This is a genomic window from uncultured Microbulbifer sp., assembly GCF_947498635.1.
In the GTDB taxonomy this organism is placed as follows: domain Bacteria; phylum Pseudomonadota; class Gammaproteobacteria; order Pseudomonadales; family Cellvibrionaceae; genus Microbulbifer; species Microbulbifer echini.
Genome location: NZ_CANMKV010000009.1, coordinates 19,873 through 34,494, shown reverse-complemented (window position 1 = coordinate 34,494; position 14,622 = coordinate 19,873). Strand labels below are relative to the sequence as shown.

Sequence of the window (14,622 nt, the reverse complement as noted above, 5' to 3'; positions counted from 1 at the left end):
CCAGGTTAGCTCTGAGGCAAGAAATCGATCGGATAGAGAATGGTGATTGTTGGCACACCAGCCTTTTCACCGAAGTTAAACCGCTTGACCCGTGCAACAATTTTGGCATTGAGCGCCGGCGAATCCATATCGCTGGACTCCACTTGTGCAAGGGAAACGGAACCATCGGGTTCGATGGTGATCTTCAGGACCATCTTACCCTGCAGGGCCGGATTGTTTCGCAGCTCGCGGTTGTAGATACGATACAAAGCACTCTTGTAGCGATCGAAGACAATCTGGATTTCCTCGTCGGTACGCGATGGACCCACACCGTCGCTCAGCGGACGATCCTCACCAGCGAAGTCACCCTCGTTACCAATCGAACTCTCCGCACGGGTAAACTCAACACCGCCGAGGGAGGAACCAGTTCCAGCTACATTGCGACTCACATTCGAAGTGTTAATACCACCGCTGCCCTTGGCTGCCGCTGAAGCAATCAGAGAGCGCTGGCTGCGATCTTCTTTCTTACCCGCCGTACTCAACTGGGTCTGCTGGCCGAGGCGGTTATCCAGATCATCCTGGATAAGATCCTGGAAGTTATCCTTAAAGGCCAGAACGCCTGCGCGCTCCGCTTTCTTGCGTGCCTGCTTCTTCTCAGTTTTGGTGGGCTTAGGCTCTTGCTTAGCCACCTTCTGCTCAGGCTTGGTCTCGGGTTTCTTCTCCTCTTTTTTGGGCTTGGCCTTCTCCGGTTCGGGCGGAGGCTTCGGCTTGGTTTTCTTTTCGATAACCAGCTTGGCTAGGCGTTCAGGAATCTCAACCACCTGACTCTCGGGCTCCGGCAACGTGTAGAGCGGTACCAGATACCCCAGTAAAGCAGCCATAAACAATGAAGCAAAGACGCAGAGACGGAAACGTTTCTCGTCCTCACCTTGGGTATGCCAGGGCATAACCATCGGACGAAAATCCGGCTGTTCGAATTCACGGGTGACCTCAAATTCGTAGCGGGACTCCTCTTCCTCGCGGCGCAACTCATCGGCGCGCTCATCCAGGGCAAAAATTTCCTCATTGCTGTATTCAATTTTATCGAGGACATCGCGGCGACTTTGATGCAAGCGGTCGAGGTTGTCATTGAAGCTGCGGGTAGATTTCCCGACTCGCTCAATAACCTGCTCGGTGACGCCTTCCCGGTAGTCGTCAGCCCAGAACATTTCCCCGGCGCCAACCTCTTCGAGTTGGCGCAGGCGTTCAGAAATTTCATCGAGCAACTGGTACTTGGTGCCGTGGGCCTGTAATTCGGCCAGCTGCGCTTCGATCTGCTGCCGCTCATCCTCGAGCAGGTGCATGCGCTGGCGGACCGCCTCGAGCGAATCGCTGAGCGCCTGCTGTTGTTGAAGAAAATTATTCACAAACTTCCATTAACCCTGAGATGCTTTCTGAATAACCGCCAGTGATACCTTGGTGTAACCCGCTTCTGTACAGCTGGACATCACCTTCTTAAGCAAACTGAACGGGATACCTCGGTCCGCGAGAATATTGACTTCCGGTAGTTCCGGCTCAATGTCACCCTCGACCGCGCCCTCTTCTGTCTCGGCAGATGCCTGGGCAGTGGCCTGGGCCACGCCAATCGCCTTACCCATCTCTGCAATCATGGCCTGTTTGATGGCTTCGATAATGATTCCCTCACTCTCGAGCACCTCACTGGTAGCAATCACAGAATTGGATTCCACCAAGATCTCCTCATCCGTCACCATCAAGGTCACGGTTTCCCTGGGTTTAGTCTCTACAACCGAATCCGGCAGAGTGATCACCTTGGGCGGCTCCAACGCTTCATTACTGGAAGTGTTGGTTAAGAGGAAGAACACCAAAATGGTGAATACATCCATCAATGAGGTGAGGTTCATCCCCGTGGTTTTTTTGCGCTTATGGCTGCGCGCCATACGCTTCATACGTCGGCTTTCATGTTTCACGGCGCATCTCCTATGGAAATATCGGGAAACAACTCCACCCTCTCCACGGCATCCGGATCGCTGGAGTCACTACCCTCTACGCGCACTTCGGCTCCGCGTACAGTATCCATGACACCAACCAGATGCTCATAGGCAATATCCGCCTCCATCAGGAGGATGGAATCGGTTTTCTCCGGGTAGCTGGCTTTTACCTGTAACAAAAACTCAGTGAGTTTTTTCAGGTCGTACACCTCTGCCGTTGGTAGCAGCGCTAAAGCCTCGCCCTCTTCGGTCGCCTCTCCCGCCGAGGTTTCCCCAGCGGTAGCTACCGCCTGAGCAGGCTCTCCCTCCTCGCTGGCATTCAAGTTGGGGAAGCGCGCAATTACCTTCTCGCCGTCGCTGATTTCCAGTGCCTCCGTGCGCACAACAACTTCCACCGTGACCGCGGGATCATCCGGTGCTCCACCGCCGGCCCCACTGGGCATATTCAACTCCAGAATTGTGACCCGTGAGAACACGGCCGATACCAGCAGGAACGGCACCAGCACCACCATCAGGTTCAAGAAGGCGGTGATGTCCAGCTCCGGGGCTTCTTTATCTCTCCCGTGGCGCCGCCTTCTCATTACGCAGTTTCCGTTTGCAGTTCTTCGGTATTGGCCTCAGCCGCTGGCTGCGCTTCGGCTTGTTTGTCAGACTTACTTTCCGCCTTGCTTTTAGATTTGCTTTTATTTGCAGGCTTACTTTCTGTGCTGGGTGCATCGATTTCGAAACGGCGGCGGGTTGAGCTGTCGATCAGGTTGGAGGCTTTAACGGAAACCATTTCCAGGCTATCGATAATTTCACCGGTGAGGGAGTTGAGCAGTGCATGCACAATCAACAGGGGAATACCGGTCATCAAACCAAATGCAGTGGTGTTCATCGCTACCGAAATACTGGCAGAGAGCAAATCGGCCTTCTCTGCCGGGTTGGCGTTGGCTACCGCGGTAAAGGCCTCGATCAGACCCATAATGGTACCGAGCAGACCCAAGAGTGTGGCGATATTAGAAAACAGCGCTACGTAGGGAGTACGCTTTTCCAGCTGAGGAGTAATTTCCATCATGCTCTCTTCCATCGCGATTTCGATATCTTCGCGACGGCGTACCGCACCCTGACGGGCCAGGCCCATAGAAAGCAGTTTGGCCACACTGGAGTTATCCTGCTTGACCAGATTACGCGCGCGATCGAAATCTCCACTGGAAAGAATCGGCTGTAATTTATCCCACATGGCTCGGTTGGTGTGACGCTCGTAGTGCAGGCGAATAAATCGCTCAATGGCCACGGCGCCACCCAGGGCAGCCACCACAAGAATCGGGTACATAAAAGTACCGCCCGTCTGGAAAAAATCGATGACGCTATTGAAAAAGTCCATTACAAACCCTCTTGAGAAATACTGCAGTAATTGGTTGCTGCTCTGGCTTCCGCCAGAGAAAGGACGGCGTTAGTCGCCGGACAGGCTGAGCTGGTAGAACTCCAGCTCACGCATGAAAACTTCCTTGTCGAGCGGCTTGAGCTTGTCGTCCATCAAACTGGAAACAAGATCACTTTCGACACCCACCTCGGAACTTTTCCAGGGGACAATATAAAGAGACTTGGGCGCTTCCTTGTTACCAATAATGGAGATGCCCGACAGTTCCTTTACTTTTGAGTCCACTTTTTTTTCAGTGGATTGTGTTTCTTCTCCATCTTGTGACTGGGCTTGCGCCATAGGAAAGGCGGCGAAAGTAAAAATTAATGGCAAAACCCATTTAGACTGCACCATCACTTGTCCGCCCTCCGCTTAAGATCCGCCAGCCAAATGGATACATCCTGATCCTCTGGCTCCAGTTGCACATATTGCTGGAATTGTGCCAGAGCGCACTGGAGATCTTGCAGATAGAGATCACACAATATGCCTAGATTTTTAATTAAAGGCAGGTATTCGGGGTTTTCTGCCAAGGCATTCACATAAATTTTACGCGCATCGGCAAAGCGGCCCTGCTTGCGGTAAAGCACGGCCAGTTCATTGGTGGCAACCGGGTGCTCGGCATCGAGCGTCAAGGCTTTGAGAAAAGCCTCTTCTGCTTTTTTTTCATTGCCAACCTGATAGTGGGCAATCCCTAAATTAATAAAGGGCGCCGGCAGGCGCTGCTCCCGCTGCACCACCGTTTCCAGTAATTCGATCGCCTTGACAAACTCCTTATTGGCGATAAATTCCAGGGATCGCTCAAAATCCCGATTTACACTGCCGGACACCCGCACCGAAGAATAATCGGTGATTTTGCCATTAGCCCCCTGATTGCCCGCACAGCCACTCAAGAACAGCGCGACACTCAACAGGAATACGATTGGTAATCTTGCTTGCATAACCCTCAACTCCATTCTTGTTGTTACTGACCGGAAACTGCTTCACCGGCATCCATCTGCTCCGGTTGCGGCGGTAAAGGCACAATGTTTTGCAGATACCGACCAGCTTCCTCAGCCCGTGCATAACGGGCCGGCACCAGCCCAGCCAGCTTGCCGATACTCTTGTCGACCCAGGGGTTGTAAATACCCACCCCGAGTAACTCAACATTTTTCTCGTGCACGGAAATCGCTTTTTCCTCGAAGGGGTATATCTGGTCTTCCAGGGCCAACTCGTACTCTTCCAGCTCCAACGCACTCAAATTACCGGGACGCTCGGACTCTTTCAGGGAGACACTAAAATGCAGATAGATTTCCGCGAGGTAATAAGTCGCCGCAGCGGTCACGTCCGCCACCTGATAATCAATCAAGGCCGAAAAATCGCTGATCGCTTTTTTCATACGCTTGCGCTTCAAATTCAGGTTTTGCTCGATAGGCTTCACCAACGCCACCTGGGCAAAGGCCTTATAGCTGGGCTCAGCCAACTGCAGGGCGGCGCTACCAGCCAGGTAGCGGGTACGATCACTGCGCTGTGAACCGCCGCGCAACTCTATACGCACCATCTCGCGCAGCTCGCGCATATAGCGTTTTTGCTCTCCGGCCGTTTTATAGAGATCGGCAATTTTCTGCCGCGTCTCAAGCGCCGGTTCCATGGGGTTGGGGAACAGCTTCACGTAGCGACGCAATACCGCCAGAGCCTTGCCGCTATCCTTCGCCGCACTGTAGAGATCTGCCGCCTGGCTCAGGGCCTCACGGCGAATGTCTTCGTCCTCGGACTCGCGTTCAATTCGCTCAAATTCCGCAGCCGCCAACAAGAGTTCGCCACTCTCTTGGTAGACCACGGCCAGTTTCTTGGTGACATCTTTTGCCAACTCATGCTCGGGGAAATTCCTGCGGAAACTGTTCAATACCGAGGCGGCTTGACTCCAATCTTTCAGCACAATCAGGGAGGCGGCAGCATCGTACTCTGCCGTGGCCAGCAAAGTCGCACCGGGAGCTGCTGCGCGAATACGCAGGAAGTGCGCGGCCGCTGTAACATGGTCCTCTTGCTGACGCGCCATATCCCCCTGCTGATAAATAGACGCAGCCAGGTTATCGACAAGGTTTGCACGATCTTTGGCATCCGCCGCCGTGAGATTCAGAGTTTCCCCATAGGCCACTTCTGCATCGGCAAATGCCTGGGTATCAAAGGAGCCGTGGGCCACCAACATCCAGGCGGAGCGACGTATCTCCTGCTCTGCAGCGGGGAATTTTTCTAGCAACTGGCGGCCATTTTCTATGGCCGGTGCGTAGTCTTTGAGCCCGTATAGATCCTCGACCGCCCCCAACATCACCTGTGGCGCCTTGCCATGCTGCGCAAAGGTATCGGCAAAAGTCAGGGACGAGCGAATAATCTCGCGCAGCAGGGGTGCGCGCAGATCGACACCGGCATCTTTCAGTTTGTTGCCCAAATGCTCGCGATAAGCGTATACCGCCGCATAACCCGCCTCACTGGAATCCTTGTGGGCCGGATATTCGTAGGCGGTGCGCTCGTATTCCAGGGCGGCGCCGTGGAAGTCGCGATTTTCCAGCATCAGGCCAGCGAGCTGGTAGTTGATTTCCGGCGCGCGCTCAGTCTCACGGAAGGATTGCAGGTAGCTGCGATACCAGTGAATGGCCTCGCGGTAGTGCTCGCCTTTTTTATCCTTCAGCTTTTTATTCTGATAAGCCGCATGGTAGTGGCTGGCCAGATCAATCAGGTTAGCCTGTAGGAACTCGACCACTTCCCCATATTCATTAATATCAAATACGTTCCAGTACTCAGCACTGAGTGCGTAGGTGTTGGCGAAGGATTTCTTCGCATCAAGCACCAGCCGGGGAAACCCACCTTTGCCATAAATTTCAATAACACGAATGGAAAAGTCCGCGGAAACCCGGTGCAACGGATTGCGTTCAACAAAGGCGGTATAGGATTTTGCCGAATCCTGATAGCGACGCTTATCCAGGTAGTACTCACCCAGCTGGCTGTACACTAGGTATTCATACTCGCGCGCGCCCTTACGTGAAAAATAATCAACGATGGAATCCGGGCCTTCCATATAAGAGAAGCTCAAACTCACCACGCGGAAGGTATCCTCCACGTGCTTGCGCTCAACATTGTTGCTCTGCTGATCGAAATCGTAGCCCTGAGAAACTTTGTAATCGAGCATGGCGATATAATCGTCCAGTGCCATCTCGTACATATCTTGCTTGAATAGGGACCAGCCGCGCTTGTACAAAGCCAGCTCGTAGAAACTCGATACAGGCCCCATATCGATCACCCTGCCGTAAGATTCTTCGGCATCCAGGTATTTTTTACGGGTAAAGTTGTATTCGCCCAGACGAAACCAGGCCTCATCGATATGGCGGGAGCCGGGATACTTTGCTACCAGCTGACGCAACACATCGACCGCTGCATCAATTTGGCCGGCTTCCTCATAGGCGCGAGAGAGCTGGTACATCACCTGGTCATTGCGATCGTACAGAGGATATTTTTTCAGCAGATCGAGATACAGCTTGATGGCCTCACGGGCATTCGCCGACATGAGCGCATCGGGGTCCTCCGCAGGAGACTCCAGCGGTGCCGTATCTGCGGCCACATCCACACTCCCACTGGCGCGCGCCTCAAATTCTGCATCCGACTCCGCTCCGCCACGCTCCTCTGGCGTTACGGTTTTCGCCTGCGTAACGGTCGCCGCAACTTCAGCGGGCGCATCCAGCGTATTTTCCGCGGTCACTTGCGCGGCATCGATGGCCACAACAACACCACTGCTTGTCGTGGCGGTGGCAATACCATCGATGGCTTCATCTTCCGCGCGGTGTGCCTGCTTGATTTTCAGGTCGGCAATTCGGCGCATTGCCTCGGGAGTAAGGTTGGATTCCGGGGTTTCCTGCAGGTAGCGCTGATAACTGGCCAGAGCCTTCTCCAGGCTTCCGTCGATATACTCCTCTTCAATCTCGATATCGACTTTTTGCAAGCTGCCAATGGTCTTACCACTGTTTACCGCACAGGCATTGAGCAGCAGTACGGCAACGGCCAGTACGCAGCGATACAGGGCAAGGGAACGCCCCTGTTTAGCAAACGGTTTCACGTGTTTGGTTAAGGCTTTCACCCTTCACTCCCTGCGTTGTCCTGCACTTCCATTTCGGGCGGGTTGCCCTCGGGCAGCGCTTCCGGCTGGGCCTCGCGGAGCTGCTCAATCTTGCGTTCATCTTCGCGCTGCTCCTGCAATTCATTGGCACGGTCGAAACTGTCGGCCAGAGCAAAGCGCGCTTTAATCTGGTAACTCTCCAACTGAGTGCGCCGGCGTTCCAGCTCTTGAATAGCGAGCGCTTCAAGCATGCTGCCCTGGCGCGCCATCAACGTCTCAAGACGCCGCTGGGTAGCGCGAATCTGTGCGCGCAAACGCTGAATATCTTTGTTATACCCGGTGTAACTGTGGGTAGCGGCCTGGCGACTGCGCACATAGGAGCGGTAAACCGTTTGCAGTTTTTCAATCTCTGTATTTAGTGCCTGTAGGTGCTTATACGCTTCCGTTAGGCGCTCGTGATACTCGGTCGAGAGACGCAACGCCAAAATACCCTGGAGGCGCTCCAAGCGGCTGCGGGTCTCCTCGGTAAAACCCCGCGGGTTGCGCGCAATTTGCTTGTGTAACTGCAGTAGCTGCAGGCGGGCCTCCTGCTCTTCGGCGGTGGCAAGATATTCCGGGCGGCGGGAGACCAGCATCTGCTCAATACGACTGGAAAATTGATCCCGCTGCTCCATACGCAACTTGATGCGCGCATCCAGGGTGCGGAATTGATCGTCGAGCTGCGGCAATAGGGGTTCATAGTAAGCTCGGCGCACGCTGATAATATCTTCGTAAGCCGTGAGATTCTTAAGCCACTCTTTATTGCGTTCGAAAAGTTCGTTCAGATCGCGGTAATTGCGCAGGAACTCCTGATAATCATTGGAGGCCATCAGGTCGAGGAGATAGTGTGTCTCCGGCGCCTCGGGCAGATTGCGCAGGGCTACCACCCAGTTTTGCACCTGGGTGGCTTCTTTCCGACGCAGGGCTTCGAGAAATTTACCCTCGCGAATACTATCGATCGATGCCGTCAGCGTATCGATTTCACGGCCGAAGGCATCCAGGGCGCGACCGTAATTAATCGCTGCGGTACTGTGTACGTCCAGCTTGCCGTAGGCATAAGGCACTGCGAGCATGGCTTCTTGCGCAGCTTCATTGGTGCCCTTGCGGTTCTGCAACATTTTCCAGGGCACCAATGCACGATCGTAACGCCCCGCGCGGGCCTCAACCCAGCCGGCACCGAGTAGAGCCCTATTGGAAAATGGACCCTCGAGATTCACCCGGTCAAAATAGGGACGCGCCAACTGCAATTCGCCGGCCTCCATCAGGTGGGAACCGAGTAGCAAATTGGTTTTGTCGTACAGCGCCTGATCGGCGGGGTCGCTGCTGCGGCGCTTGCCCAGAGCCGTTAACTCCAATACACCGCGCGCCTCTTCACCGGATTTCAGCTGGGCAATACCCAGGTTGAATTCCACAAAGCCATCCAGGGATTCCTCACCTTTCAGATCTTTGAGCAGCTCCACGGCTTCTTTAAGACGCCCAAGCTCCATAAATACCCGAGCGCGCAGAAATTGTTCATCCGCACGCACACGTAGGGGTACCCGCCCTTCGATCATTTCCAGTGCATGCAGAGCATTGAGGGGTTGTTGCTTGTGATAGTGAATCTTGGCCAGGCGGTAGGCCGCCTCATTGCGCACTTCCTGGGAGACATTGCCTTTGAGCACCGCCTCAATCGCGCGGCCCGCTTCCCGGTGCATACGGTAGGAGAGCTCCAGGTCGCCGACGGAAAATTCCGCCTGCCCCAGATGTGTACTGAATGGGTCCAACTCCGGCTCATCCAGGCGATGGAACTGGGCCAACTCGGAATCCAGGGCCACAATCGCATCGAAGTATTTATCTTGGTGCGCGTAATACATAGCCGCACCAAAGAACAGGTCCTGCAGCGCCTCGCTATTGTCGGCATCAGCCGCATTGGAGACGAGTGGCAGACCACACAGGGTAAAACCGATAACGCGCAGGCCTGTCCCGACCGCGCCGGACAATACCGAAAGCAGAGATGTGCGCATGATTACCAGTCCTTGAAGTTAATCTCGGACTCAGTTCCGGAAATTCTGATCTCGACAAATTTTGGCCCCACAGCCTTGTCCACTTGGTAGGAGGCATTGGCCCGGTACTTTTTACCGGAGGGTGTCTTGCCAATAAAGCGCACCTGGAGCGGGTGCGCGCCGGCCTGCACGTTACCGGTGTAAATTTTTTGTACCCCACCTTTTTGCAGGGACTCAATTTCGCGATAGGTGTAGAGATGGTGCGCGACAATTTCACCATTGAGTTTGACCTCAACCGACTCAAGCTCAAAAGGCTTCTCATCGGCAATAGAGACAAACAGGGCTACCTGGGTATTAGAGGGAAAAAGCAGCTTTTCTTCTAACTGCGCCAGAGTCGCGGTTAGGTCGATCACGTCTTTTTTCACATCCTGGATTTGCTCATCCAGCCCGCGAATATCATCGCGACTGACACTCTGTGCGTTCACAGTGCATGCCAACACAAGAAGAAGTATTACCTGTAAAATTCTGAACATGTGGCCTACCTCTAACCCTACCCTTATCAATGAATAACAGCGATGTGCACGACCCTTGCGAGCCACATTGAAGTGCCTGTAAACAGGGACCTTTCAGCCAGCGGCATTGTAGTGAATAGAGGAATGGGGGGATGTGAGGGAGGTCAAATCTAGCAAAACCGACAATCGCTAATTTTTCGCACTGAAAAACCACACCACCGGCCAATATGTGAAGCATGTCGTACATTATTCACCCTAAAAGCCGCTCCGCTCTCACAGGATGTTTCCAAACTGACGGGGGTGGAGGCTTGTGTGGATGCCGCTTGAACGTCTCGCGAGGCCCATTGCCCACAGCCGCCAAGAGTATGTATCGCTACCGAAAGCCGCGACAGCCGCCTAGAATTTTTCCGGCGGCTACCGTCTTAGCGACCCAGCGTGCGCTGGAAGGTTACGTGGAGCCCCCCACAGAAATGACCACCTTGCCTTTTGCTCGCTTGGTGTTCAAATGGGAAAACGCCGCTATGCTCTGCTCAAACGGATATATCTTATCGATCACAGGGGATAAAATTTTATCCTGGTACAACGCTGCCAACTCACGAAGCTGATCGCCATTGGGCTGCATAATGACCATTCGATAAAGCGCATTTTTTTGCTTGGCGAGCTTTAAAATTGGTCCAGACCTAAGCCGGATCAATTTACGCAGCAACCAATTGATGCCAAGCTCTCTCGCCGACTGCGGATCCAGCACACCAGCAATAGAGACAACCCTGCCACCCTGCTTTAAAACTTTGAAGGCCTCTTTTGTGTACTGATTTCCCAGGGTGTCATAAACCACATCGATACCCGAGAGAAGCTCAAGGTAGTTTTCTTTCTTGTAATCGATCACCTGATCCGCGCCCAGTTTGCGCACCCACTCCACATTGTCACTGCTGGTTGTAGTAATCACATAGGCCCCATAGGCCTTTGCCAGCTGAATCGCCACAGAGCCGATGCCACCGGAACCCGCATGGATCAATACTTTCTCACCCTTCTTTAAACCAGCCACCTGAATCAGAGCCTGGTAGGAAGTCAAACCCACCAGAGGGACACTCGCGGACTCCTCGTGCGAGAGGTTCTCAGGCTTCTTCGCCAGATGTGAAGCATCAACAACCAAACTCTGAGCAACGGTCCCCACATGATCCTCACCAACTCTGGCAAAAACTGCATCACCGGTCTGGTACTCGGAAACTCCGCTCCCCACAGACACCACCTCCCCGCTCAAATCGCGGCCAATGCCCACCGGCAGGTTGAGCTTTTTTACGGCTTTCAAATCACCGCGCATCACCATCAAATCCACGGGGTTGATCGCGGCGGCGTGAATCTTGATCAGCACCTCGCCGGCACCCGGCTCAAGTACATCCACCTCCTGAAAAGCCAGACTGCTGTCGATATCCCCGTACTGGGTAATTTGGAGTGCTTTCATTAGTTTCTCTGCTTATCTGTTCACGAATGCGGGCGATTGTGCCCCCCGCCCCACACAGAAAACAGACAACATTCAATGGAAGTCTTTTGTCTTTTTGACAATAATAAATAGAAATTTCGAACTAAAACCCAAATAGAAGAGGGTTTATGGACAAAATCAGGGCTTTATGCTATTTCAAGCGTGTGGCGGAACTGTGCAGTTTTACCGCGGTAGCCGAGGAGTTCGATGTACCCGCCTCTTCCATCTCGCGACGGGTGAGGGACCTGGAGCAGTCCCTCGGCATTGCGCTACTACAGCGCAGCACCCGCAAAGTGGAAGTTACCGAGCTGGGTAAACTCTACTACTCCATGACCAGCGAAGCCATTCGCCAACTGGAGCAGGCCGACGAACTGGTAAGCCAGACCTTTGAAGCCCCCAGCGGTTTAATCCGCATTAGCTGTCTGCCCTTATACGGAGAGCAACACCTAACCCCTGTACTGGAGCAGTTCGCCCAACAGTACCCCAATATTATTTTTGACCTACACTACAGCGACGAACTAACCCATCTGGGCCAAGACCCGGTAGATATCGCCATACGCGGTGGCTTTGCACCCGATGAACATGTCATCGCCAAGCGCCTGGCCAAGAACGAATTCTCCCTGACCGCCTCGCCCGAATACCTAAATGCCCTGCAGCAAACATTACCCCTGAACAAACAGGCCATAGAATCCATTCAGGCCCTGCAATACCGAGGACCCAAAGGGCCCATAGACTGGCACTATTACAACGGCGAACGGTGGGAGCCGCTGAAACTAGTCACCCACCTGATCAGCAACAACGGCAAAGCCCTACTAGCCGCGGCACTCAATCACCGCGGTATGTTCTGCGTACCCACCTGGAGTATTTGCGAACACTTGGAATCCGGGGAGTTGGTACAAGTCCCAACCGCAGGCAAAGTCTCTGTCAGCCCAGGGGGTGATATCGGGATTTTCCTACTCTACGAACGCAGCAAATATCAAATTCCCAAAATAAAATTATGCGTGGATTTTATTTGTGCGCATTTGCAGGAACTCTAAAACCGAGAGAACAATCGCAGCCAACCCATAAGTTGGACATAAGTGTCAACTAACCGGTATTAATATTCACTGGGCACTACAATACTCTATGCATCTAGCGTTAAACCGATTACCCACCCCTTAACACAAGCACTTTATCGGAAGTATCTATTGAGCTCCCAGAGAAACAGGTCACTTTGGTCGCACATGCCAGGATGATATATCCTAGAATCTCAAATTCCATTGGCTAGCAAGGAAGAATCTATGGGTCTTGATTGGAACCCCGCCAATAAGGCAAAACCTGGACACGAAGAGGAGTTCAGAAAAATCACTAAAATGCTCTTAGGACGAGTTTGGTGGGGAAGAAAAAAACTAGAGCAAAGATTTTCTGAAATATCAATTCCGGCTTTAGAAACACTAAAAGTGCCTCAAGTAGGTATTGACAAAGCCGCCACCGAGTGGGCTAAAGAGAAGTACAGGGAATCAGCTCAAGAAATTACTGAAGATGAATTTGTATCCCAATTAATAGGATATTATGTCCTAGAGTTATCCCCACCAAGCGATGGCATACCCGATTACAGCAATAGTGCCTTTGGTTACGTTGATGCCTATTCATTCAGAGCTCAGTTTTTAAAAGAGTGCGAAGACATTATCGGGAAAGACCTACTGAATAAAGCATTTGAATACCAACAGCCCGCTGCACTGGTCAACTACGGCGATCAACTTATTGAATCAGCAAATAAATACTCTGCAACACATAGGCTTCAGATTCCAGAGCAGGCTCCAGATGAAATTGATACCCCTACTTTTTATCTGCATATCGTGGTCTCTGCTGGCCGATGGTGTAAATTTTGGGGGAGCAGGGGTCATATGTTAGAGCCATACTTTTAAGAGTGCGCGTAGAACCAGGAACATACCCAAGAAAAAAGTAAGCAAACTACCGGCGAAGTGCATAGATTGCCGTTATTGATACAAGCATCGAACAGTGACCAGCCCTCTTCATCATACCTTTTATAGTGGAATTGATGCAGATCAACTTCTCAGAGAGGAGAACACGTACCCAGCAAACTTTAGAGCCCTTAAGTGGCCAACTGAAAAACTCAAACAAACAGGGCACAGCAGAAATTAAGAACCACCATCAATAAAAACTCGATCTAACCTCCAAAGGAGTCAACCTTGAAATATAAACTTATAGGATTCAACCTTGTGGCAATTGCTTTAAGTGGCTGCTCTTCACTGATGGAGGAAAGCGTTTTGAAGCGGGCCCCCTTCGATTTAAATTGCAACACAAAATCCATGACCATTCATCAATTGGATAGACGTACCTATGGTGCTTCTGGTTGCGACAAGCGTGCCACATATATCATACAGGGCCCCTGTGCTGGCCCGGGAAGTCCATGCACAGCCATAATGAACACCGCCACTGAAAATCAACAATAGTCATTATTAATTTTTCTGGATAAAATCCTGCGAAACCAAGGCCAGCAAGGCACTACTTCGCAGGATAGCCCTGACCTATAGTTATTACCCAAATCACACCAAGAAGAAACTTCGAGCCAATCCAGCTACCGAGCAAACAACTTTAAAAATCTTTAATTGGCATCACTGTTCGCAAGCCTGCACAAAGTAGCCGTGACTCACAGGCACTTACGCGCGACACCAATAAAGTCGGGACATGAATGATCTCTAGCCTTAGAACAACTTCCAGCCTATACTGAATTCCTTCGCCGTGAAAATAGCGAGAAAACCACATAATCTTACATGTAAAATTGAACACTTCCATGAAAAATGGTCTTCGCTTAATACTCGGCACAACCGCGCTAATCCTATCATTGCTATCATTTATTTTAGGCTCCGCACCGTTTACTCCTGCTTTAATCCTAGTTTTTATTGCTGTACCGCTAGCTGCACTATCAGCAGCGCTCGGCTCATGGAGACTCGCCATACTCACCCTTTATTACTCCACCGCGGCCTGGTTCTCTATCCCCATCTCAAAGGCGCTATCTTTTAGAGTTGATTATCTGCTTTTAGGTCTGTTTATTTTTGGTGTAGCTTTTGGCGCCTATTTATATATAGGCTACAACCGCACCACCCACACCCCTAAATAATATTAGAAAGGCTAAGGATTTAGATTTCACTT

The 14,622-nt window shown here is 52.1% G+C and carries 13 protein-coding genes; 3 read left to right on the top strand and 10 right to left on the bottom strand.

The genetic code is table 11. The features are described 5' to 3' along the window. Positions 1-5 precede the first annotated feature (5 nt). From Q1A69_RS06475 to Q1A69_RS06430, 10 genes are all read right to left on the bottom strand, one after another. Positions 6-1,385: an AgmX/PglI C-terminal domain-containing protein gene (locus Q1A69_RS06475; protein ID WP_299582863.1), complete on the bottom strand. Its 1,380-nt coding sequence runs from the start codon at positions 1,383-1,385 to the stop codon at positions 6-8. A gap of 9 nt (positions 1,386-1,394) precedes the next feature. Continuing rightward, complete coding sequence (locus Q1A69_RS06470; protein WP_299582860.1) at positions 1,395-1,946, bottom strand: biopolymer transporter ExbD; 552 nt, start codon at positions 1,944-1,946, stop codon at positions 1,395-1,397. Beyond that, positions 1,943-2,548: a biopolymer transporter ExbD gene (locus Q1A69_RS06465; RefSeq protein WP_299582857.1), complete on the bottom strand. Its 606-nt coding sequence runs from the start codon at positions 2,546-2,548 to the stop codon at positions 1,943-1,945. Before Q1A69_RS06465 ends, Q1A69_RS06470 begins: the two co-directional genes overlap by 4 nt. After that, positions 2,548-3,333: a MotA/TolQ/ExbB proton channel family protein gene (locus tag Q1A69_RS06460; protein WP_299582854.1), complete on the bottom strand. Its 786-nt coding sequence runs from the start codon at positions 3,331-3,333 to the stop codon at positions 2,548-2,550. The genes Q1A69_RS06465 and Q1A69_RS06460 overlap by 1 nt, the downstream gene beginning before the upstream one ends. 69 nt (positions 3,334-3,402) lie before the next feature. After that, a complete protein-coding gene (locus Q1A69_RS06455; RefSeq protein WP_299583088.1) occupies positions 3,403-3,723 on the bottom strand; it encodes a hypothetical protein in 321 nt (106 codons plus the stop codon). Then, complete coding sequence (locus Q1A69_RS06450; RefSeq protein WP_299582851.1) at positions 3,723-4,307, bottom strand: tetratricopeptide repeat protein; 585 nt, start codon at positions 4,305-4,307, stop codon at positions 3,723-3,725. The genes Q1A69_RS06455 and Q1A69_RS06450 overlap by 1 nt, the downstream gene beginning before the upstream one ends. Before the next feature lie 23 nt (positions 4,308-4,330). After that, positions 4,331-7,474, bottom strand: a complete 3,144-nt coding sequence (locus tag Q1A69_RS06445) for a tetratricopeptide repeat protein (protein WP_299582849.1) — start codon at positions 7,472-7,474, stop codon at positions 4,331-4,333. Then, positions 7,471-9,495 (bottom strand): hypothetical protein, encoded by a 2,025-nt coding sequence (locus Q1A69_RS06440; RefSeq protein WP_299582847.1) that lies wholly within the window; start codon positions 9,493-9,495, stop codon positions 7,471-7,473. The genes Q1A69_RS06445 and Q1A69_RS06440 overlap by 4 nt, the downstream gene beginning before the upstream one ends. 2 nt (positions 9,496-9,497) lie before the next feature. Next, complete coding sequence (locus Q1A69_RS06435) at positions 9,498-10,007, bottom strand: hypothetical protein (RefSeq protein WP_299582844.1); 510 nt, start codon at positions 10,005-10,007, stop codon at positions 9,498-9,500. A gap of 427 nt (positions 10,008-10,434) precedes the next feature. Next, entirely contained in the window at positions 10,435-11,448 is a 1,014-nt protein-coding gene (locus tag Q1A69_RS06430) for an NADP-dependent oxidoreductase (protein WP_299582841.1), read from the bottom strand. A 146-nt stretch (positions 11,449-11,594) separates the two neighbouring features. On the opposite strand from Q1A69_RS06430, the gene Q1A69_RS06425 reads away from it, so the two are divergent. From Q1A69_RS06425 to Q1A69_RS06415, 3 genes are all read left to right on the top strand, one after another. Continuing rightward, positions 11,595-12,503, top strand: a complete 909-nt coding sequence (locus Q1A69_RS06425; RefSeq protein WP_299582838.1) for a LysR family transcriptional regulator — start codon at positions 11,595-11,597, stop codon at positions 12,501-12,503. Between the two features lie 243 nt (positions 12,504-12,746). Next, positions 12,747-13,373 carry a hypothetical protein gene (locus Q1A69_RS06420; protein WP_299582835.1) on the top strand — a complete coding sequence of 209 codons (627 nt, stop codon included), beginning with the start codon at positions 12,747-12,749 and terminating at the stop codon, positions 13,371-13,373. A gap of 890 nt (positions 13,374-14,263) precedes the next feature. Then, positions 14,264-14,590 (top strand): hypothetical protein, encoded by a 327-nt coding sequence (locus tag Q1A69_RS06415; protein ID WP_299582832.1) that lies wholly within the window; start codon positions 14,264-14,266, stop codon positions 14,588-14,590. The last annotated feature ends 32 nt before the right edge of the window (positions 14,591-14,622 follow it).

Coding starts and splice junctions, on each gene's coding strand:
- Q1A69_RS06440 (WP_299582847.1), bottom strand. CDS start 9,495: ATGCGCACATCTCTGCTTTCGGTATTGTCCGGCGCGGTCGGGACAGGC.
- Q1A69_RS06435 (WP_299582844.1), bottom strand. CDS start 10,007: ATGTTCAGAATTTTACAGGTAATACTTCTTCTTGTGTTGGCATGCACT.
- Q1A69_RS06415 (WP_299582832.1), top strand. CDS start 14,264: ATGAAAAATGGTCTTCGCTTAATACTCGGCACAACCGCGCTAATCCTA.
- Q1A69_RS06420 (WP_299582835.1), top strand. CDS start 12,747: ATGGGTCTTGATTGGAACCCCGCCAATAAGGCAAAACCTGGACACGAA.
- Q1A69_RS06455 (WP_299583088.1), bottom strand. CDS start 3,723: ATGGTGCAGTCTAAATGGGTTTTGCCATTAATTTTTACTTTCGCCGCC.
- Q1A69_RS06460 (WP_299582854.1), bottom strand. CDS start 3,333: ATGGACTTTTTCAATAGCGTCATCGATTTTTTCCAGACGGGCGGTACT.
- Q1A69_RS06430 (WP_299582841.1), bottom strand. CDS start 11,448: ATGAAAGCACTCCAAATTACCCAGTACGGGGATATCGACAGCAGTCTG.
- Q1A69_RS06450 (WP_299582851.1), bottom strand. CDS start 4,307: ATGCAAGCAAGATTACCAATCGTATTCCTGTTGAGTGTCGCGCTGTTC.
- Q1A69_RS06465 (WP_299582857.1), bottom strand. CDS start 2,548: ATGAGAAGGCGGCGCCACGGGAGAGATAAAGAAGCCCCGGAGCTGGAC.
- Q1A69_RS06425 (WP_299582838.1), top strand. CDS start 11,595: ATGGACAAAATCAGGGCTTTATGCTATTTCAAGCGTGTGGCGGAACTG.